This window comes from Salinicola salarius (assembly GCF_002179555.1).
Taxonomy (GTDB): domain Bacteria; phylum Pseudomonadota; class Gammaproteobacteria; order Pseudomonadales; family Halomonadaceae; genus Salinicola; species Salinicola salarius_A.
In genome coordinates, this window is the sequence record NZ_NHOU01000022.1 from 26,456 (window position 1) to 45,807 (window position 19,352).

Annotated in this window: 15 protein-coding genes and 1 pseudogene; 5 read left to right on the forward strand and 11 right to left on the reverse strand. The window is 62.6% G+C overall.

All coding sequences use genetic code 11. The features are described 5' to 3' along the window. Positions 1-84: 84 nt before the first annotated feature. Positions 85-582, reverse strand: coding sequence for a 6,7-dimethyl-8-ribityllumazine synthase (locus CCD76_RS14650; protein WP_087720183.1), 498 nt, complete (start codon positions 580-582; stop codon positions 85-87). 626 nt (positions 583-1,208) lie between these two features. Here CCD76_RS14650 and CCD76_RS14655 point away from each other — a divergent pair. Both CCD76_RS14655 and CCD76_RS14660 read left to right on the forward strand, forming a co-directional pair. Beyond that, entirely contained in the window at positions 1,209-2,195 is a 987-nt protein-coding gene (locus CCD76_RS14655; protein ID WP_087720184.1) for a sugar-binding transcriptional regulator, read from the forward strand. A 140-nt stretch (positions 2,196-2,335) separates the two neighbouring features. Continuing rightward, a pseudogene (locus CCD76_RS14660) lies at positions 2,336-3,132 on the forward strand (ISAs1 family transposase). 253 nt (positions 3,133-3,385) lie between these two features. On the opposite strand, the gene CCD76_RS14665 reads toward CCD76_RS14660, so the two are convergent. The 10 genes from CCD76_RS14665 to CCD76_RS14710 form a co-directional block, all read right to left on the reverse strand. Then, a complete protein-coding gene (locus tag CCD76_RS14665) occupies positions 3,386-4,888 on the reverse strand; it encodes a CoA-acylating methylmalonate-semialdehyde dehydrogenase (protein ID WP_087720185.1) in 1,503 nt (500 codons plus the stop codon). 54 nt (positions 4,889-4,942) lie between these two features. After that, positions 4,943-5,842, reverse strand: a complete 900-nt coding sequence (iolE, locus tag CCD76_RS14670; protein ID WP_040244949.1) for a myo-inosose-2 dehydratase — start codon at positions 5,840-5,842, stop codon at positions 4,943-4,945. A 79-nt stretch (positions 5,843-5,921) separates the two neighbouring features. Beyond that, positions 5,922-7,769 carry a 3D-(3,5/4)-trihydroxycyclohexane-1,2-dione acylhydrolase (decyclizing) gene (gene iolD, locus CCD76_RS14675; RefSeq protein ID WP_040244645.1) on the reverse strand — a complete coding sequence of 616 codons (1,848 nt, stop codon included), beginning with the start codon at positions 7,767-7,769 and terminating at the stop codon, positions 5,922-5,924. Then, positions 7,766-9,718, reverse strand: coding sequence for a bifunctional 5-dehydro-2-deoxygluconokinase/5-dehydro-2-deoxyphosphogluconate aldolase (locus CCD76_RS14680; RefSeq protein WP_040244643.1), 1,953 nt, complete (start codon positions 9,716-9,718; stop codon positions 7,766-7,768). Before CCD76_RS14680 ends, iolD begins: the two co-directional genes overlap by 4 nt. A 45-nt stretch (positions 9,719-9,763) precedes the next feature. Then, a complete protein-coding gene (locus tag CCD76_RS14685; protein WP_040244641.1) occupies positions 9,764-10,939 on the reverse strand; it encodes a phytanoyl-CoA dioxygenase family protein in 1,176 nt (391 codons plus the stop codon). Positions 10,940-11,043: 104 nt separating this feature from the next. Next, the gene (locus CCD76_RS14690; protein ID WP_040244947.1) at positions 11,044-11,874 is read right to left on the reverse strand and encodes an SDR family oxidoreductase; all 831 of its coding nucleotides are present in this window, start codon (positions 11,872-11,874) and stop codon (positions 11,044-11,046) included. A 19-nt stretch (positions 11,875-11,893) separates the two neighbouring features. Then, positions 11,894-13,024 carry a Gfo/Idh/MocA family protein gene (locus tag CCD76_RS14695; RefSeq protein ID WP_040244640.1) on the reverse strand — a complete coding sequence of 377 codons (1,131 nt, stop codon included), beginning with the start codon at positions 13,022-13,024 and terminating at the stop codon, positions 11,894-11,896. Positions 13,025-13,062: 38 nt separating this feature from the next. Then, positions 13,063-13,881 (reverse strand): ATP-binding cassette domain-containing protein, encoded by an 819-nt coding sequence (locus tag CCD76_RS14700; protein ID WP_040244639.1) that lies wholly within the window; start codon positions 13,879-13,881, stop codon positions 13,063-13,065. A gap of 1 nt (position 13,882) precedes the next feature. Beyond that, complete coding sequence (locus CCD76_RS14705; RefSeq protein WP_040244638.1) at positions 13,883-15,013, reverse strand: ABC transporter permease; 1,131 nt, start codon at positions 15,011-15,013, stop codon at positions 13,883-13,885. 54 nt (positions 15,014-15,067) lie between these two features. Further along, complete coding sequence (locus tag CCD76_RS14710; protein ID WP_087720186.1) at positions 15,068-16,015, reverse strand: sugar ABC transporter substrate-binding protein; 948 nt, start codon at positions 16,013-16,015, stop codon at positions 15,068-15,070. Between the two features lie 204 nt (positions 16,016-16,219). On the opposite strand from CCD76_RS14710, the gene CCD76_RS14715 reads away from it, so the two are divergent. From CCD76_RS14715 to iolB, 3 genes are read left to right on the forward strand one after another with little or no spacing between them, the layout of a single operon-like run. Further along, a complete protein-coding gene (locus CCD76_RS14715) occupies positions 16,220-17,083 on the forward strand; it encodes a MurR/RpiR family transcriptional regulator (RefSeq protein WP_040244945.1) in 864 nt (287 codons plus the stop codon). Between the two features lie 44 nt (positions 17,084-17,127). Further along, positions 17,128-18,123 carry an inositol 2-dehydrogenase gene (gene iolG, locus CCD76_RS14720; RefSeq protein ID WP_040244634.1) on the forward strand — a complete coding sequence of 332 codons (996 nt, stop codon included), beginning with the start codon at positions 17,128-17,130 and terminating at the stop codon, positions 18,121-18,123. A 28-nt stretch (positions 18,124-18,151) separates the two neighbouring features. Continuing rightward, positions 18,152-18,955: a 5-deoxy-glucuronate isomerase gene (iolB, locus tag CCD76_RS14725; protein WP_087720187.1), complete on the forward strand. Its 804-nt coding sequence runs from the start codon at positions 18,152-18,154 to the stop codon at positions 18,953-18,955. The last annotated feature ends 397 nt before the right edge of the window (positions 18,956-19,352 follow it).

A 19,352-nucleotide genomic window follows, 5' to 3' on the forward strand; every position in this document is an offset into this window, starting at 1 on the left:
CTTCAGATAAGCCCGAGCCCGCTCTGTCAAAAAGCCCACGCCATCGAGGATGGTGTGGGCTCTTTACGTCGGGATAGCGAACGATCAATCAGCGCTTAGCTTGCGCACCTGATTGAGGTTTTCCATCGTCGTCAGACACGCCTCGGCCGCTTCGCGCCCCTTGGTCAGGAAGTGCTGCCGGAAGAAGGTTGCATGCGCCTCGTGCTCGTGGAAGTGATGCGGCGTGAGCACGGCGGAGAGCACCGGCACTTCCTGCTCGAGCTGCAGCGACATCAGCGCGTCGATCACCGCGGTGGAGACGAAGTCGTGGCGATAGATGCCGCCGTCGACGACGAACCCGGAGGCGACGATGGCGGCGTAACGGCCACTCTTGGCCAGTAGCTTGGCATGCAGCGGGATCTCGAACACGCCGGGAACGGTGAAGGTATCGACCTGTTCCACGGAGAAACCGCGCTCGGCGACGGCATCCAGGAAAGCGCTGTGACAGTTGCCGACGATATCGCCGTGCCAGTCGGCGCGGATGAAGGCGATGCGTTGCGACAGCGTCTGGGAGGAGAGCTGCGGCGGATAGGGCTGATTCATGGTCTTTTCCTATTCAGATGACCGAGGTCACGTTAACCAGAATCAGGGCTGCGGATCCGCTTGGGGTCGGAGCTGGCGGGTAACAGCGTCGATCAATGGTGAAACATCGATAGCGACGGGTGAACCGGCCGGATCGTCATTAGGTTTTCAAATCCTAGCAAGGGGAACCGTTCTCTTTCATCCGGACTATGACCGTCGGCTTCGGAATTGCACCGAATCTGCTGACCCCGCCGCCGTAGACGCTGGCTAAATGTCTGCGCGATCGAATCGCTACGTTACGCGGTGCTCGAAAACTCGGCTAACAACTCGTTATGCCTCGTCTTCTGCGCGCCGGGCGCCTTGCGCTTCGATCTGCTCGTCGATTTATCCAGCGCCTCCGGAAAATTAGGCAGGCGCTCGCGGGCTGAGAGGCTGGCGTGTCTTTTCACGCTGCATCATTACCGCCGGTGGGGACTTTCACCCCGCCCTGAGAACCGATTGCGGCGAACCGCAATCCGCCGATAGTCTACGCCGTTCCTGGCCCGCGAGAAAGCCGGAGTCGAGGGCGCTTGTGGTATCGTGAGGCGGCCAAGCCGAGCCGGATTCGACCTTTCAGAATTCGATTTTCTCAAAACATGGAAGCGTGCATGAACGAGCGCAACGAAAACGCCGATATTGCCCTGATGACGGAAATTGCCACCCTCTATTACACCGAGGGGGAAACGCAGGAGGTCATCGCCAATCGGCTGGGGATCTCTCGCGTCAAGGCAGGGCGGTTGCTCAAGCGCGCGCAGGCCGAGGGGATCGTCGACGTTCGGGTGCGCCAGCACCCGGCGGTCAGCGCGGAAATCGAGCAGGCGCTCAAGCGGCGTTTCGGCATCAAGCGCGCCTTGATTGCCCTCGATCACGCCGATGCCGACGTCCAGCGGGCCAACGTGGCTAGCCTGGTGGCCGACCATCTCTCGCGGCAGTTGAGCGACGGGGCGATCGTCGCCGTCGGCATGGGTCGCAACGTCGGCGCGGTGGCGGACAACGTGTTCGAGCAGGGCCAACGCCAGTGTTCCTTCGTCTGCGCCATCGGGGGATCTGTGCGGGCCGGGGAGTACATGAACCCGGACCATATCTGTCGGCGCCTGGCGATCAAGTTCGGCGGTGACAGCGAGACGCTCTATGCCCCGGCCCTGGTGCAGAATCTCGAGCTGCGCGATGCGATGTACGAAAATCCGACCATTCGCCAGACGCTGGACCGCGCCCGGCGCGCCGATCTCGCCCTGATCGGCATCGGCGATCTCAGCGAGAACAGCAACATGGTTCGGATGGGCTGGTTCACGCCGCAGGAGACCGCCGAGGCGCGGCTTTCCGGTACCGTCGGCGACATGATGGGTTACGACTTCATCGATATCTACGGCCGCCCGTCGCTGACGCCGATGCAGGGCCGCGTGATCGGCCTGACGATCACCGATCTGGCGCGGATCCCCGATGTCATCGCCATCGCCGCCGAGAACACCAAGGCGGCCGGCATTCTCGGGGCGCTGCGTACCGGCGTGATCGATACGCTGGCGACCAGCGTCACCAATGCGCACACGATTCTGCGCCTGGATGAAGCGACACGGGTCGATGACGAGCCTAATTAACGTCGCCAGTCCCTAACAAGTCGCAGCAAGCCAGGGCGATCGCACGTCGGTAATCGATCGCATTTGAAGGATTGCGTGTGAGCCGGTATAGCTGGGCATTTGGTCAGAGTTCCCTCATGCCCCAGTCCTCACACCCCATCATGGGTGTTTTCGTTGCCGTCACCGATCCCCGCCAGTCCAGCAAGGTTCATCATTCCTTGTCGGACGTGCTGACCATGGCGGCCTGCGGCATCCTGGTTGGCGCTGACACGTTCGAGGAGATCGAACTCTGGGCCAGGGGGAAGCTGTCCTGGCTGCGGCAGTACCTTACCTTGCCCAATGGGATTCCCTCGCACGATACCTTTGCGCGCCTCTTAGGGCTGATGAGCCCAGCAGAGTTCGAAGCTGCCTTCCGACACTGGGTCGAAAGCGTACTGCCTGGCGTCTCGCCGCAGGTGGTGGCGCTGGACGACAAGACCAGCCGGCGATCGGCCAAGGCCTGTGAAGGACAACCAGCCACAACTCAGGGAGGCCATGGAAGACTTCTTCGACACCTTCCTGTCGGAGCCACCCGAGAGAACGTCTCATCAGGTCAGTGAAATCGTCAACAAAGATCACGGGCGGCGGCGCTGCCATGTCTTTGAGGCGCGGGAATGCCCGACTCGCTGGCCAGACCTATATCCGTAGCCTGGCTCCCGATGCAGAGCGGTTGGCCAGGGCGGTGCGTCAGCTCTAGGGCATCGAGAACCGGATGCACTGGTGCCTGGATGTGGCCTTTGCCGATGACTAGATGCGAGCACGGATGGCCCACGCGGCGCATAACTTGGCCAACTTCAAGCGCCTGATGCTTAACCTGATTCGGCTGGATGCGGTGAAGCGCAAGGGCAGCTTCAAGACCCAGCGGATCATTGCGGCGACATCGGATGACTACCGCGCCCACCTACTCGGGATTGAATGAGAATGGATCGCTACGTGCGATCGCCTTGCGCAGCAAGCCGAGTGGATAAAGAGTCATTACTGTGGCTCGACTCCGGTCATCTCTGATTGCCAAGAAATACCTGCCCGAAGCCTAATAGGTGTCCGGCATCAGTAGACAGCTACAGCAGCTCATTATTGGCGCGAAGAGCATGGGAGAGCCGACACCGCGTTACGGCGGTGTCGGTGACAGCTAGTATAGGAAGAGGCTGTCGAGCCGTTGATAAGCTGGGATGTCAATGCGTCGGCATCGTGAAGTGGCTGGTCTCTTCGCGAATACCGCTGGGCCAGCGCTGGGTGATGGTCTTCATGCGCGTATAGAAGCGCACCCCGTCGCTGCCATGCATGTGCAGCGGACCGAACAGCGAACGCTTCCAGCCGCCGAAGCTATGGAAGGCCATGGGTACCGGGATCGGCACGTTGACGCCGACCATGCCCACCTGGATCTGCTCGCAGTACTGGCGTGCGGCATCGCCATCACGGGTGAATATCGCCGTACCGTTGCCGAACTCGTGAGCGTTGATCATCGACACGGCTTCGTCGAAGCTGCCTGCGCGGGCGATGGCCAGTACCGGCCCGAAGATTTCCTCGGCATGGATGCGCATGTCCGGCTTGACGTGATCGAACAGCGTGCCGCCGATGAAATAGCCGTTGCCGGCCTCCTTGACGACCGTCTCGCGGCCGTCGACGACCAGCTCGGCGCCTTCCTCGACACCGGTGGCGATATAGTCCTTGACCTTTTCCCGATGCTGGCAGGTAACCAGCGGGCCCATGTCGTTGTCCGGTCCATCGACCAGCCCGGGGCCGACGCGCAGGGTGTCGAGTTTGGCGATCAGTTTTTCGCGTAGGCGGCTGGCGGTTTCCTCGCCGACCGGCACGGCCACTGAAATCGCCATGCAGCGTTCACCCGCTGAACCGTAGGCCGCGCCCATCAGGGCGTCCACGGCCTGGTCGAGGTCGGCATCGGGCATGATCACCATGTGATTCTTGGCGCCGCCCAGGGCCTGGACACGCTTGCCATGGCTCGAGGCAGTGGCATAGATGTATTCAGCGATCGGTGTGGAACCGACGAAACTTACCGCCTGGACGCGCTGGTCGGTGAGCAGCACGTCGACGGCTTCTTTATCCCCGTTGACCACGTTGAACACGCCATCGGGCAGGCCGGCCTCGCTGAGCAGTTCGGCCAGGCGCATCGGTGTGGACGGGTCCTTCTCCGAGGGTTTCATGACGAAGGTGTTGCCACAGGCCAGAGCGATGGGGAACATCCACATCGGCACCATCGCCGGGAAGTTGAACGGCGAGATGCCGGCGCACACGCCCAACGGCTGCATCATGGAATAGCTGTCGACGCCGGTGCCGACGTTCATCGAATGCTCGCCCTTCTGCAGGTGCGGGATGCCGCAGGCAAACTCCACCACCTCCAGGCCGCGGGTCACCTCGCCCTTGGCGTCGGAGAACACCTTGCCGTGCTCGCGGGTGATCAGCCGCGCCAGCTCATCCGTATGCTCCTCGACCAGCGCCTTGAATTTGAACAGGATGCGCGCTCGCTTGAGCGGCGACACTTTCGACCAGCCGGCGAACGCATTGTCTGCGACAGCGACTGCCTTGCGGGTTTCGTCGGCGGAGGCCAGGGCGACCTGCGCGCTCTGTTCTCCGGTGGCGGGGTTGTAGACCGGGGCGAAGCGCTCGCTGCGACCGGTCACGATCGTGCCGTTAAGATAGTGATCAATCTGGTTCATGCGTGTGCCTTCTGATTCGTGTGTGAGCGAAGGGAGAGAGATTGACATTCTCGATTACTCTACGACGGTGAAGCCCGCCTGCTCGGCCAGCAAACGCAGGTTGCGGTAACCCATGCGCGCGTAGGTCAGCGGATGGGCGACTTCCGGGTCCTGCTCGGCCTCGACCACCAGCCAGCCCTGATAGCCGGCTTCGCTGAGGTGCTTGAGCGTGGGCAGAAACTCGACGTTGCCGTCGCCGGGAACGGTGAACAGGCCGTCGAGCACGCCGTCGAGGAAGCTCTTGTCGCGATTGCGGACGTCCTCGAGCACCGGGAAGCGGATATCCTTGCAGTGCACGTGCTTGATGCGCGAGGCGTAGTGCTGGGCAATGACCAGCGGATCGCCACCGGCGCCCACCAGGTGACCCAGGTCGAGCAGCAGGCCCACCGAGTCGCGGGTGCTGTCCATCAGCCTTTCCACGTCGGCCTGGCTTTCCACCACCGTGCCGAGGTGGTGATGGTAGGCCATGTGCACGCCCTGTTCCCTGAGGTAATCGCCGACGATGTTGAGGCCTTCGGTGAGGCGCTGCCACTCGGCCTCGCTGAGATGGGGGCGCTGTGATAACGGGTAGGACTGATCGCCGTGCACACAATGCGTGACCTCGCAGAACACCATGACCTGGGCGCCGCACTGCTTGAGCAGATCCAGGTGATCCTTGACGGCCTCGATCTCCTCCTCGGGGCTGCGTTCCAGTAGTTGGCTGGAGTACCAGCCCGATACCAGCGAAAGGTCATGCTCACCGAGAACTTTGGAGAGGGCATCCGGTGTACGGGGAAACTTGTTGCCCAGCTCGAAGCCGGTAAAGCCGGCTTCCCGACCCTCGGTAAGACAGACGTCCAGAGGAGTGTCGGCGCCCAGACTGGGCATGTCGTCGTTGGTCCAGGTCAGTGGATTGATGCCGAGACGTACGCTCATGATCGTGCCCCCTTGCATGCCGTTGTCGTAGCGGCATGGCGTCGAAGTGAATGGCTTGGATTTGTTCATTGCCAGGCCGTTAGCGATGCTGACGGCTCTTGGCTTCCAGGTAGTGTCGGTAGGCTTGCTGCACCTGGGGCCGCTGGGAAACCTCCGGCACTGCCACGTCCCACCAGGCGCCGCCCTGTTCGGTGCTCGGCAGCGGGTCGGTGTCGAGGGCGATGACATAGGTCGAGTCAGCCGCGCGAGCACGCTCCAGGGCCGCCTCCAGTTCGGCAATGCCGGCGACCGATTCGGCCTGGCAGCCCAGCGAACGGGCATGCGCGGCGAAATCGATCTTGGGCGCCCCGTCGGGTACCGTGCGGCAATCCTCGAGCAGGTTGTTGAAGCCGGCGCCGCCGGTGGCGTGCTGCAGGCGGTTGATGCAGCCGAAACCGCGGTTGTCGAGCACTACCACGATCAGCTTGTGACCGAGCATCACCGAGGTGGCGAGTTCCGAGTTGTGCATCAGGTAGCTGCCGTCGCCGACCATCACGAGCACCTCGCGCTCAGGGCGGGCCATTTTCACGCCCAGCCCACCGGCGATCTCGTAACCCATGCACGAGAAGCCGTACTCGACGTGGTAACTGCCGGGCCCCGAGCATTGCCACAGCTTGTGCAATTCGCCGGGCAGGCCGCCGGCGGCACACACCACGGTACTGTCGGCGCCGGCCTGGCGATTGACCGCGCCGATCACCTCGGCGTCGCTGGGCAGTCGCTCGCCGCGGTCGGCCGTCACCGCTTCGACGATCTGCTGCCAGTCGCGCTTGAGACCGTCGGCGAGCTCACGCCAGTCCCCGGCGACTTGCCACTGAGCGAGCCCTTCGTCGAGGCGCTCGAGGCCGATCCGGGCATCGCAGGTCAGCGGCAGTGCGTCGTGCTTGTGGCTGTCGAAGCGACCTACATTGAGCGCGACCAGGACAAGCCCATCGCGCTCGAACAGGGCCCTTGAGCCGCTGGTGAAATCCTGCAAGCGGGTGCCGACGGCGAGGATCAGGTCAGCCTCCTCGGCCAGGCGGTTGGCGGCATGGCTGCCGGTAACGCCGATGGCGCCAACATTGCAGGGGTGGCGGTCGGACAGCGCGCCCTTGCCGGCCTGGGTCTCGGCGACCGGGATGCCGTACTGGCTGGCGAAGCGCCCCAGCGTGTCGCAGGCGTCGGCGTAATGCACGCCACCGCCGGCGATTATCAGTGGCTTGCGTGCGTGTTGCAGGGCGCTCAGCGCCGTGTCCAGCTCATGGAGATCCGGCTGCGGCCGGCGGATGCGATGCACGTGCGGGGCGAAGAACGACGCAGGATAGTCGTAGCCGAAGGTCTGCACGTCCTGCGGCAGCGACAGCGTCACCGGGCCGCAGTCCACCGGATCGAGCAGGGTGGCGATGGCCTGGGGCAGGCTGGCCAGCAGCTGCTCGGGGCGCATGATGCGATCGAAATAGCGCGATACCGGGCGGAAGCAGTCATTGACGGTGACGGTGGGGTCGCCGAAGTTCTCGAGCTGCTGCAGCACCGGGTCGGGAGCGCGCGAGGCGAAGGTGTCGCCGGGCAGCAGCAGGACCGGCAGGCGATTGGCATGGGCCAGTGCGGCGGCGGTGACCATATTGGCGGCGCCGGGGCCGATCGACGACGTCGCGGCCATCAGGCGGCGCCGGCCATTGGCCTTGGCGAAGGCGATCGCGGCATGCGCCATGGTCTGTTCGTTGTGCGCGCGCAGCGTCGGCAGTTCCTGGCGGGCATGGTAGAGCGCCTCGCCGAGGCCGGCGACGTTGCCGTGGCCGAAGATCGCGAACACGCCCTCGAAGAGCGGGAGCTCCTGCCCCTCGATCTCGATGCGCTGGGCGGCAAGATAGCGGACCAGCGCCTGGGCCATGGTCAGGCGAGTGGTATTCATGACAGGACTTCCTCGGCATTGGACTGGCTGGCGCGTAGGCGCTGCCACTCCTCGATCAGCTCGGCGTAGTTGCTAGCCACCTTGTCGACCAGCTGGGCATCGTCGAGGTCGCCGGCCAGCCACTCGCGGCTGGGGCCGGCGAACAGCGTGCGGCCCACGGTGAAGCCCTTGCACTGGCGGTGGCGTGCGGCGGCGGCAAATCCGCGCTTCATCTCCTCCATGGGCGCGTCCAGGCCCAGCAGCACCACGCCGCGGCAGTGCGGGTCCTGGGCGTCGATGATTTGGCTGACCGCTTGCCAGCCTGCATCGGTGAGGGTGGGCAGCTTCCACCAGTCGGGGCGGATGCCCAGGTTGTAGAGCCGCGCGAGGGCGCGGGCCAGCGTCCGGTCGTCGACCTCCGACGCCTCGGGGGGGATCACCTCGATCAGCAACTCAAGATCGTTGGCGCAGGCCGCCTGGTAGAGCTGACGCAGGCGGGCTTCCTGCTCGAGGCGCAGCGCCAGCGCATCGTCCGGGTGATAGAACACCAGGCACTTGATGATGTGCTCGCGTGGCCAGTGGCGCAGCTGGCTGCCCAAGTCGTCGCCATGCTGGAAGCGCAGCGGCCGCGAGCCGGGCAGCTCCACCGGCCGGCCGATCCACCACTGCTTGCCGGTGGCGTCGTTGAGGGCATCCTGGCCGAACACGTCGTCGACCAGAATCGCCGGCGTCTCCAGCCCCGTGCGCCGGGCTCCCTCCTCGGCGGCCCTGACCAACAACTGCTTGAGGGCGTGAATCCGCGCCGGGGCGGCCTTGACCTCGCGGGCCATGACGGTGAGCTGGCGGCGATGATCGAAGGCCAGGCCACAGACCTGCGGCCATTCGGCGGGTGAGCGGGTGGTAACTCGGTGCAGATGGTTGAGGTGCGCGTCGCGGTCGGGTCGTTTTACCGACTTGCGGCGGCCCAGGTAATTGAACAGTTCCTCCTCGGTGGGCATCGCCGGGGCGCAGCCGTGACGCGAGACCACCAGCGCGCCGCAGGCGTTGGCGTAGCTGGCGCTGGTGACCCAGTCCGCACCGCGCAGCCAGCCGCGCATCAGGCCGCTCATGAAGGCGTCGCCGGCACCCAGCACGTTGAGGACTTCGACCTTGACGCCTTCGACCAGGATGCCGTCCTTGATACGTCCGGGAATGTCACCTTCGAAGATCACGCAGCCCAGCGCGCCGAGCTTGCAGACCAGGGTCGCCGCGCTGACCTCGCGCACGGCGCGCAGCGCGGCCAGCGTATCGGTGCTGCCGCCGGCGATGTGGAACTCCTCCTCGGTGCCGACGATCAGGTCGAAATCGCCCAGCCAGGCTTGCAGGTCGGTGGTCACCTTGGCGTCGGCGACGAAGCGGGTCTCGCCATCGCCGGGGGTGGTCAGCCCCCACAGCACTGGCCGGTAGTCGATATCAAGCACACGCTTGACGCCGTGCGTGGCGGCGGCGTCGAGCGCCTTGCGACAGGCACGACGGGTGGTATCGGTGGACAGGTGGGTGCCGGTAATGGCCAGCGCCTGAGCGCGGGCGAAGAAGGCCGGGTCGATGGCATCGGCATCGATGGCCATGTCGGCGCAATCACGGCGGTAGAACAGTAGCGGGAAGCTGTCGCGATCCTTTAGCGCCAGCAGTGCCAGACCGGTATGCCGTTCGGGATCGGTCTGCAGGGCGCTGGTGTCGACCCCGGCGCGTTCGAGTTCCTCGCGCACGAAGTTGCCCATCTGTTCGCTGCCGACCCTGGATAGCATGGCGGACTTGAGCCCCAGCCGCGCGGTGCCGTAAGCCATGTTGCCGGAACTGCCGCCCAGGTACTTGGCGAAGCTCGAGACATCCTCCAGGCGGCTACCGAGTTGTTCCGAGTAAAGGTCCACCGCGACACGGCCGAGGCAGATCAGATCCAGAGAGCGCGGATCCTTGGATGGTTCGAGCATGGTGATTCCTTACGTCGCTTGTCGTTGGTCTGACGCCCGTGTCGGTCAGGGCAGACACGCTATAGTTTGTTGTTGCAGGTGATCGGATAGCTGCCGAGTGGGCCAGTTTTCGCGGAGCGCCCGCTCTAGCAGCTGTTGCTGTGTGTCCGGCGCCATGCCACCGCGTGGTGGGCTATTGTCGAGGTTGGCCGGGAAGGCGTAGCCCTCGGCGACGGCGGCGATGAACGCGCGAACGCACACCGACAAGCCTTCGCGGGCGAAGCGCTCACGAAGAGCGGGGTAGCTGGCCTGGATCAGCCTCTGGCGATCGACCGACTCCATGGCGCGACCGAATGCCGAAGAAACCTGTAGCAGATTGGCCATGCGGCGTCGGTCCTGGCTGCGGTTGGCGCCGGCTGCATGGAAGAGCGCCGGGTTGAAGAACACGCCATCGCCCTTGGCGAGCGGTAGCTGGACATGTTGTTCGGCGAACACTGCCTGAAAGGCCGGGTCGCGCCAGGCCAGGTAGCCCTGCCGATAGGTCTGGGAGTAGGGGAGCAGTTGGGTCGGTCCGCTTTCCACGGGCATGTCGCTGTGAGCGATGGCGCCCTGCAGCGTCAGCAGCTGAGAGGCCACCTGCATCGTCAGCGGGAACCGTTCAACGCTCTCGCTGGGCTGGAAACCGAGGTGATAGTCACGGTGGGGGCTCTGCGCCTGACCGCCGGGATTGACCACGTTGACCTGCGAGGTGACCTGATAGCCGGGGCCCAGCCAGGCCTCGCAGACCAGCGCCAGCAACGGGTTGGCGTAGTAGTCGACGAAGCCGCTCGGGTCCTCCAGGCCATGCTTCTGGAAGGCGTTCCAGATGCGGTCATTGCTACCCGGCGGCGCGAAGTGATCACCGTGAGCGCCACTGGACTTCTCCGCTTCTATGATCGCGACGAAGCTGTCGCTGGCGGCATCGACGGCAGGATCATCGCCATACATGCCCTGAATGACCAGTACGCCCGGGCCCTCGAGCAGGCAATGGTGCCACTCGTCGCAGAGCCGGCGGGCCCCCGACGCGTGCTGGCTCACGTCAAGCACGGTCGCGGCCGCATAGATGGGCACCTTGGACTGGATCTGAGTCGCCTCGGGATAGCCCGCTGCCGGCGTCTGCTGCTCGCATAGCGCCGCGAAAGCCTCCACGTCCAGGCTGCCGGGCGTGGCGAAGTGACGCGATGCGAACAAGGTCTCGCTCATGAGTGCCTTCCTCTGAAGTAGGGCCATCGTCGAGGACGACCGGCCATTTAGGGGGTAGCCGCTGCCGGCTTTGTCGCACGGGACTCGCGGTCCCGGTAATGTGCTCAATGGGTCGGCAACGTCATGGCGGCGCGGGGTTGCGGCGTGTCCTCGTAGCAGCCCAGCACGCTCTGGTCGAAGTCGATGATCGTCCCGGTCATCATTCCCGAGTCGCCACTGACCAGAAACGCCACGCCGCCGGCGACTTCCTGAGGGTCGAGCAGTCGGCCGGCCGGCTGCGCGGCGGCGGCCCTGGCCAGCCAGTCGTCGTCGGCAGCGTGAAAGGTCTTCTGGATGTTGTCCTCGCCGGGGGTATTCATCCAGCCGATGTTGAGCCCGTTGACCCGGATGCGGTTGCGCATCAGCGAGAAGGCGGCGTTGCGGGTCAACGTGGCCAGGGCGCCCTTGCTGCCGCAGTAGGCGCTGATGAAGGGTTGGCCGCCGTGGCCGGACATGCTGAGGATATTGACGATGCGGCCCTCGATGCCATCGCGGATCATCAGTTTGGCGGCGTCCTGCATAAGGAAGAACGGCGCCTTGGTATTGACGTCGAATAACCGGTCGAAGGCGGCTTCATCGGTATCGAAGAGGGTGCCGCGCTCGGTATTGCCGGCGCAGTTGACCAGGATGTCGAGGCGCCCGAAGCGCTCGTCGGCGGTCTGAATGATGCGACGACAATCGGCGACCTGGCCCAGATCGGCAGTCACGAAGACGGCCCGACAAGTGGACGACGAGAGCGAATCCGCCAAGGCCTCGCCCTTGTCACGAGAGCGTCCGCAGAGGATCAGCCCGGCGAGGCCAAGCTCGCTGAGGCGCCGGGCGACGGCCTCGCCGAGGCCTTGGGTGGAGCCGGTAACGACAGCGACCTGGCCGCTGAGAGAGGTGTGCTGTGTCATCAGAATTTCCTCGTAGGGGTTAGGCGCCATCCAGCGCTATCCAGCCGCCATCGTGATGCGAGCGCTCGATGGCATCGATCAGGGCATTGACCCGCCTGGCCTGGCGGAAGTCGGGAGAGAGCGGCTGGCGGCCGGCCAGTCCCTCGATCAGGTCACGGATCTCGATAATCTTCTGGTCGTTGTAGCCAAGCCCATGCCCCGGAGCCGGGCAGAAGTCGGCGTAGTCCGGGTGCTCCGGGCCGATCAGCAGAGTGCGAAACCCGCGCCGGCCGCGTGGCCCCTCCTGCTGGTAGAGCTTGAGCTCGCTCATGCGCTCCTGGTCGAAGGTGATGGCACCCTTGGTGCCGGTGACGGTGTAGGCGAGACCCAACTTGCGCCCTGAGGCGATGCGCGAGGTCTCGATGCTGCCGATAAGGCCGCTGTCGAAGCGCAGCAGTGCCTGGGCATGGTCATCGTTCTCGACCGGGTGCATGCCGCTGCCATCCGCCATCGGGCGTTCCGTGATCACGGTCTGGAGCTGGCCGCAGACCTGGGTGATGGACTGTCCGGTCAGGTACTCGGCCATGTTGAGAATGTGGGAACCCAGGTCACCCAGGGCGCCGGCGCCCGCGGTTTCACGAAAGGTATGCCAGTCGTGGTGCTTGGTCGGGTCGGCCAGGTAATCCTCGTTGTGGCGGCCACGAAAGTGGATCACCTCGCCGATTTCGCCGCTGGCAATGATCTCCCGAGCCAGCTGGCTGGCTGGGTTGCGCACATAGTTGAAGCCGACCAGTGTCTTGACGCCGGCGCGCTCAGCCGCCGCGACCATCTCGACGGCGTCGGCATCATTCAGCGCCATGGGCTTCTCCAGGTACACATGCTTGCCCTGGGCGATGGCCGCTAGCGCCATCTCCTTGTGCAGGAAATTCGGCGCGCAGATGTCCACCACGTCGACCCGAGGGTCGGCTACCAGTACTCGCCAGTCGCCGGTAGCGCGGGCGAATCCCAGCTCCCGGGCCTTGCGGGTCGCCAGAGTCTCGTCGACCTCGGCGAGCAGCTCACAGATCGGTGTCGCGGACAGGTCAAACACCCGGGGCGCTGCGTGCAGGGCAATGGCATGCGCCTTGCCCATGTAGCCGGTGCCTATCAGTCCAAAATGGAAGGAGGTCATGGCGTTGGCTCCAAGAGACGTTAGGGGGACGGATCGTTTCAGGCAACCTGACTTTTCTTCTGTTGGTCGCTGCGCTGGAACTCGGCCAGTTCGGCATCAAGGTTCTCCAGCTCGGCGCCACCGGCCATCATGTTGAGTACCTCCTCACGCGTGACGTCTTCCTTGCGGAAGGTACCCAAGCTGCCGCCGCGCGACAGCAGAGTGAAGGCATTGGCTACCGGAAAAGCGTGATGGACGTTGTGGGTGATGAAGATCACCGACAAGCCATCAGCCCGCGCTTTGGCGATATAGCGCAGCACCACCGAGGCCTGCTTGACCCCCAGCGCCGAGGTCGGCTCGTCCAGAATCAGCACCTTGGCGCCAAAGTAGACCGCCCGGGCGATGGCCACACACTGACGCTCACCGCCGGAAAGTGTGCCCACCGGCTGGCTTGGGTCGCGCACGTCGATGCCGATCTTGGCCATTTCCTCCATCGCGATACGGTCTGCGTATTTCCAGTCAACACGCTTAAGTGGTCCCCAGCCGACCGTTGGCTCGCGGCCCATGAAGAAGTTACGGGTAATGGACATCAGTGGAATCATCGCCAGGTCTTGAAAGACGGTGGCGATCCCAGCATCTAGCGCGAAGGCGGGCGACTTGAAGCGGATCTCCTGGCCGTCGACGAACATCTGGCCGTGGGTCGGCTTGTGCACGCCCGAGAGTGTCTTGATCAACGTGGATTTGCCGGCGCCGTTGTCGCCCAGCAGGCACATGACTTCGCCGGAATACACTTGCATCGAGATGTCGCTCAGGGCGATGACGCTGCCGAAGTGCTTGCTGACGTTGCGCATCTCGATCATGGGAGTACGTTCGCTCATGTCACTTGGCCTCCATCGCCTTCTTGCGCATAAAGTTGTTGAACAGCACGGCGACCAGCAGCATTACTCCCATAAAAACTTGGAACCAGTCGGTGTTGACGCCGGTGTAGAAGATACCCATTTGAACCATGCCGAAGATGAGCGCGCCCAGCGCCGCTCCGATGGCTGAGCCATAGCCCCCGGTGAGCAGGGCACCACCGATGACCACGGCAATGATTGCCTCGAGTTCCTTGAGTAACCCGCGAATGGTATCTGCCGAGCCGGTGTCCATGACCTGAATGCAGGCAAAGATGGTGGCGGAGAAAGCGGTAAACATGAATAGTGAAATCTTGACGCGATGGACAGGTACGCCCGAATTGCGCGCAGCGTTAGCGTCGCCGCCGCTGGCGAAGATCCAGTTACCGTAAGGCGTACATAGCAACACCCAGGTTGCCACGGCGGTTAAGCCCAACCACCAGACGATAGAGACTGGAATGCCCGAGACGACGGGGTTGCCCGCAAAATTGGTCGCCATCCAGCCATTTGCCGCCATCCAACTGAACAGGCCCGTGGCCACCTCGCCGGAGAATAGCGCCGCGAACCAGTCACCAGGGATATGCTCTTGTACGCCCCCCACCTGAGTACGTCCGGTCAATAACCGGCTGACACCAATCGCTAGGCCACGCAGAATAAAAAGAAAACCCAGGGTAACGATAAACGACGGCAACCCCGTTTTATTGACCAGATTACCGTTAATCCAGCCCACCAGGCCCGCACAGGCGAACGCTAATAAAATAGCGGCCCATAGCGGCCAGCCATACTCCACCGCAGGAATAGCAATCAGAATGCCCGCCAAGCCAATCATCGAGCCAATCGAGAGATCAAACTCACCGCCGATCATCAGCAGCGCAGCCGCCGTGGCGATAATGCCGAGCTGAGCGGCGACTTCAAGAAAATTAATAATACCCGCGGGGGTAAACATCCCGGTTCCGCTGGAAGCAGCGATAAAGAAGGCAAGCACCAACACGGCACCCGCTAGTGCGCCCAGCTCAGGGCGATTGAGCGCTTTTTTCCAAAATGAGACCTTCTGAATCCGCTCATCTTGATCAGCCGCTGCTGGTGCAGCAGGTTGGTTATTTTCATTGGAACTCATGGCGATCGACTCCCAAGGCTCGGCGATGTCGAGCCTTTTCCGATTAGGTAGTTATCAACGGATGCCTTGGCTACTCAGCTCAATAACTTGCGCAGCGTTTTCTTGAGTGACAAACCCCGGGCCGGTGGCAACATCCCCTGCGGGTAATAGGCCATTCTTGACGAACTGATCTAGGAACATGACGGGCAAGTAACCCTGCATGTACTGCTGTTGGTCGATCGCAAAATCTAGGTCACCCGCATCAAGCGCTTCTAGAATGCCTGGCGAGAGATCAAAGGTACCCAGAGTGAATGTGTCGGTAGCACCTTGCTCACGCATGGCCTGGATCATTGGATCTGCCGCCAACGGACCCAGCGTTAACACACCGCGAACGTCGTTGTTCTGGTTGAGATAAGCCACGATGGCATTGCGAATGTTGGTGGGGTCGTAAGTGGTCGCCAGCTGGTCTGCATTGCCATCAAAGCCGTCGACAAAACCATCACAGCGCTGGTCAAGGCCCTGGTTACCCTGTTCATGGTTGACGCAAACGCCTTTCTCAACGCCCATTTCCTGCATACGCTCGGCGGCCTGCTTACCCGCCTCGTACTCACTCTGCCCAATGTGCAAACGGGCGCCATAATCCCGCGCCACATCACCACCAGAGTTGATGGTGATGACTGGAATGCCGTTATCAACCGCATTTTGCACAACGCTGCCCAGGGCATTTTCGTCGGTGAAAGAGAGGATCAAACCGTCTGGTTGAGACGCCACCGCCGCCTGGACGAGTTGCTGCATTTTGGCCATGTCAAAGGTGGAAGGCGCGCGGTACTCAAGCTCAGCGCCGACGAGGTCAGCCGCCGCCTCAGCGCCATTCTTTACCACGGACCAGAAGGGATCGGAGGGAACGCCATGGGTCACCATGACGAAGCGGTTTGCTTCTTGTGTCTCTTGTGCCTGTGCCGTGCCGGCCATGAGTGCTGCGGCGGTGGTCGAGGCCAGCAGCCAATGGGATAGACGTGCCATGGGTAAAATCCTCGTGATTGTCGTTATGTGGTTGTGGTATATGCAACGCGTTGCCAAGATGAAATATAGATTCTATTGCTTTGATTTACAAATCATTCATTCTATACTTTGGTATAAATGAAATGGATATTCCATTTCACCTAGACTATAGGCATGCAACAGGCTCGATTCAACGTGCCCAGCCAGGGCGAGGAAGATCGAAACATGAATCAAACGCCTCAAGATTTCAGCGAACTGGAAACCCGCATCACACAGGAGTACGCCACCTTGAGCCGGCGTCTCCAGCAGACTGCGCGCTTCCTGCTCGATAATCCCCAGGAGGTGGCCTTCGCCACCGTGGCAAGGCTTGCCGAGCAAGCGGACGTGACGCCCTCGACCCTGATCCGCTTCGCCAACAGCTTCGATTTTTCCGGTTTCTCCGAGATGCAACAGCTGTTCCGTACGCGGCTGGTCGACGAATTGCCCAACTATACCGAACGAATTCGCGCGGTACGCACGGCGACCGGTGAAACCCCCGACAGCACCCAATTGCTATGGGAATTCGCCGAGGCTAACCGTGAGGTACTGGAGCAACTGCCGGGACGCATCGATCCGCGTAGCCTGGAGCGTGCGTTGGACATCTTCGAACGCGCCGACGCGATCCATGTGATGGGAGCCCGCCGCAGCTTCATTGTGGCCAGCTACATGACCTATGCGCTGCACCACATCGACAAGCGTGTCTTTCTGGTGAACGGGCTGGGGGGAATGTACGGCGAGCAGGTTCGCGCCATCGGCCCCGGGGATGCGCTTCTGGTGGTGAGCTTCTCGCCCTATGCCCAGGAGTCCCGAGACGTGGCAGCCGCGGCCCGCGAGCGCGGTATCCCGCTGGTAGTGATCACCGACTCGACCCTGAGCCCGCTGGCACGATTGGCCGATGTGGTGCTGGTCGTGCATGAGGCTGAAGTAAAGAGCTTCCGCGGCCTGACCGCCTCGCTGTGCCTCACCCAGACACTGGCCATTGCTTTGGGTGTTCGACAGGACAAGGCCAGGGATCGCCCTACCACAGACGGCGATGCTCAGCAAGCATGACCAAGCAATACACGGAAGTTCACAGACAATAAGAGGACACCTTTATGAGACTCGCCCTGATCGGCGCCGGACGCATCGGCAAGGTGCACGCCCAAACCATCGATGCCCACCCCGAGGTGACCCTGGTAGGTGTGGCCGACTTCCATGCCCCAGCGGCCGAGGCACTGGCGGCCCAGTATGGGGCCCGTATACTGAGCACCGACGCCGTCTTCGAGGAGGCCAACATCGATGCCGTGCTAATCGCTTCGAGTACGCCCACCCACGCTGATTATCTCGAGCAGGCAGCACGCGCTGGCAAGGCCATTCTCTGTGAAAAGCCCATCGCCCTGGATCTTGCCCGGACTCGCGATGCGCTACAGGTATTGGAATCCCATCCGGTAATCTGTGCGCTGGGCTTTAATCGCCGCCACGATCCACAGTTCGCTGCGCTGAAGAAGGCCGTCGTGGAAGGGCGTATTGGTAGCTTGGAGACCCTGAGCATTATCAGCCGCGATCCCGCGCCGCCGCCCGCCGAGTATGTGTTGGCCTCAGGCGGCCTGTTCCGCGACATGATGATTCATGATTTCGATATGGTGCGCTGGCTAGTCGACGAGCCCATTACCTATGTACAGGCGACTGGCAGTTGCCTGATCGACCCCGCTATCGGCGAAGCCGGCGATATTGATACGGCGATGGTCACTCTGACTACCGCTAGTGGCCGGCTCTGCCACATCAGTAATTCACGTCGCGCCTGCTACGGCTATGACCAGCGTGTTGAGGCTTTTGGCAGCGCCGGCATGCTCCAGGTACAAAATGAGAGCGATACCCGCCTGCGGTTTACCGGAGAGCCCGGCCAGGTCGAGGAAAAACCCCACTGGTTCTTCCTGGAACGTTACGCGACGGCCTACCGCATCGAGATAGACGATTTCGTGCGCGCCTGGCGCGAGCGGAGCGCGCCGCTGGCCGGTGCCCAGGATGGGCTCGAGGCGCTGCGCCTCGCCGAGGCCGCCGAGCGTTCATTGCATGAAGGTCGCCGGATCGCACTGGACGACATTCACTGATGACATCGAACAGGACAGGAGAGCAATAATGGCATCACTTCTGGTACGTCCCCACGAACCCGATACTCAGGGCAAGGTGCTTGAGGTTACCCCTGAATCTGCCGGCTGGGAGCATGTCGGCTTCCGCGTCCATCAACTGGCCAAGGACCAGCGCGTCGAAGCCAATACCGGCGGCCGCGAGCACTGCCTGGTACTGCTTTCCGGCCGCGCCACCGTGACCAGTGGCGAGCACCGCTGGGAGGACATCGGCGAACGGATGGACATCTTCGAGAAGATCCCGCCCTATGCCGTCTACCTGCCCGACGGCGTGAGCTACAGTATCGAGGCGACCACCGACCTGGAGATCGCCGTGTGCAGCGCCCCGGGATATGGCAACCATGAGGCTCGTCTGATCGCCCCCAGCGACGTCAAGCGCGCCACGCGCGGCGCCGGCAGCAATACGCGCCATATTCAGGATATTCTACCTGAGACAGAACCGGCCGATAGCCTGCTGGTGATCGAGGTTTATACACCGTCTGGTAACTGGTCAAGCTACCCGCCGCACAAGCACGACGTAGACAACTTGCCCAACGAGTCGATTCTCGAGGAAACCTATTACCATCGTCTGAATCCATCCCAGGGATTCGCCTTCCAGCGGGTCTATACTGATGACCGTTCGCTAGACGAAACCATGGCGGTGGAAAACGGTGACTGCGTGATGGTGCCATGCGGTTATCATCCGGTGGGAGCGGCGCATGGCTACGAACTCTACTACCTCAATGTCATGGCCGGGCCGAAGCGGGAGTGGAAATTCCAGAACGATCCTGCCCACGATTGGATCGTCAAGCAGTAAACGTGTCCTGCTCGTCGTCGCGCTCCGTGACGACATTTTCTTTCCCGCCGCGTCGGGTTTTTTCGTTGGCTGTCCGAAAGCTCAGAAAAACGCGAGCTACCTTAAGTACGCATGTGGTGTGCCAGAAGAGGAGCCCTGAGGGGGCCTATAACCTAGTCCATTTTCAGGTGGCACATACGGCCTGTAGCCTCGGCACTATGCACCCGAACCAGCTCAGTTTCATCAAGCCGTTCACTGGATCATCAAGGAGTTGACGGTACTGCCTTTGGGTTTCATCGGGGGGCGTCCTCAGCGTCATTCAGGCGATCACCTTGAACTTCCTCCTGCCAGAGCGGCCAGAATGATCGTATCCCCGATCGATCAGGTCCAGACTGAGGAAGTACCCGACTAAAAGAAA

Coding starts and splice junctions, on each gene's coding strand:
- CCD76_RS14650 (WP_087720183.1), bottom strand. CDS start 582: ATGAATCAGCCCTATCCGCCGCAGCTCTCCTCCCAGACGCTGTCGCAA.
- CCD76_RS14655 (WP_087720184.1), top strand. CDS start 1,209: ATGAACGAGCGCAACGAAAACGCCGATATTGCCCTGATGACGGAAATT.
- CCD76_RS14665 (WP_087720185.1), bottom strand. CDS start 4,888: ATGAACCAGATTGATCACTATCTTAACGGCACGATCGTGACCGGTCGC.
- iolE (WP_040244949.1), bottom strand. CDS start 5,842: ATGAGCGTACGTCTCGGCATCAATCCACTGACCTGGACCAACGACGAC.
- iolD (WP_040244645.1), bottom strand. CDS start 7,769: ATGAATACCACTCGCCTGACCATGGCCCAGGCGCTGGTCCGCTATCTT.
- CCD76_RS14680 (WP_040244643.1), bottom strand. CDS start 9,718: ATGCTCGAACCATCCAAGGATCCGCGCTCTCTGGATCTGATCTGCCTC.
- CCD76_RS14685 (WP_040244641.1), bottom strand. CDS start 10,939: ATGAGCGAGACCTTGTTCGCATCGCGTCACTTCGCCACGCCCGGCAGC.
- CCD76_RS14690 (WP_040244947.1), bottom strand. CDS start 11,874: ATGACACAGCACACCTCTCTCAGCGGCCAGGTCGCTGTCGTTACCGGC.
- CCD76_RS14695 (WP_040244640.1), bottom strand. CDS start 13,024: ATGACCTCCTTCCATTTTGGACTGATAGGCACCGGCTACATGGGCAAG.
- CCD76_RS14700 (WP_040244639.1), bottom strand. CDS start 13,881: ATGAGCGAACGTACTCCCATGATCGAGATGCGCAACGTCAGCAAGCAC.
- CCD76_RS14705 (WP_040244638.1), bottom strand. CDS start 15,013: ATGAGTTCCAATGAAAATAACCAACCTGCTGCACCAGCAGCGGCTGAT.
- CCD76_RS14710 (WP_087720186.1), bottom strand. CDS start 16,015: ATGGCACGTCTATCCCATTGGCTGCTGGCCTCGACCACCGCCGCAGCA.
- CCD76_RS14715 (WP_040244945.1), top strand. CDS start 16,220: ATGAATCAAACGCCTCAAGATTTCAGCGAACTGGAAACCCGCATCACA.
- iolG (WP_040244634.1), top strand. CDS start 17,128: ATGAGACTCGCCCTGATCGGCGCCGGACGCATCGGCAAGGTGCACGCC.
- iolB (WP_087720187.1), top strand. CDS start 18,152: ATGGCATCACTTCTGGTACGTCCCCACGAACCCGATACTCAGGGCAAG.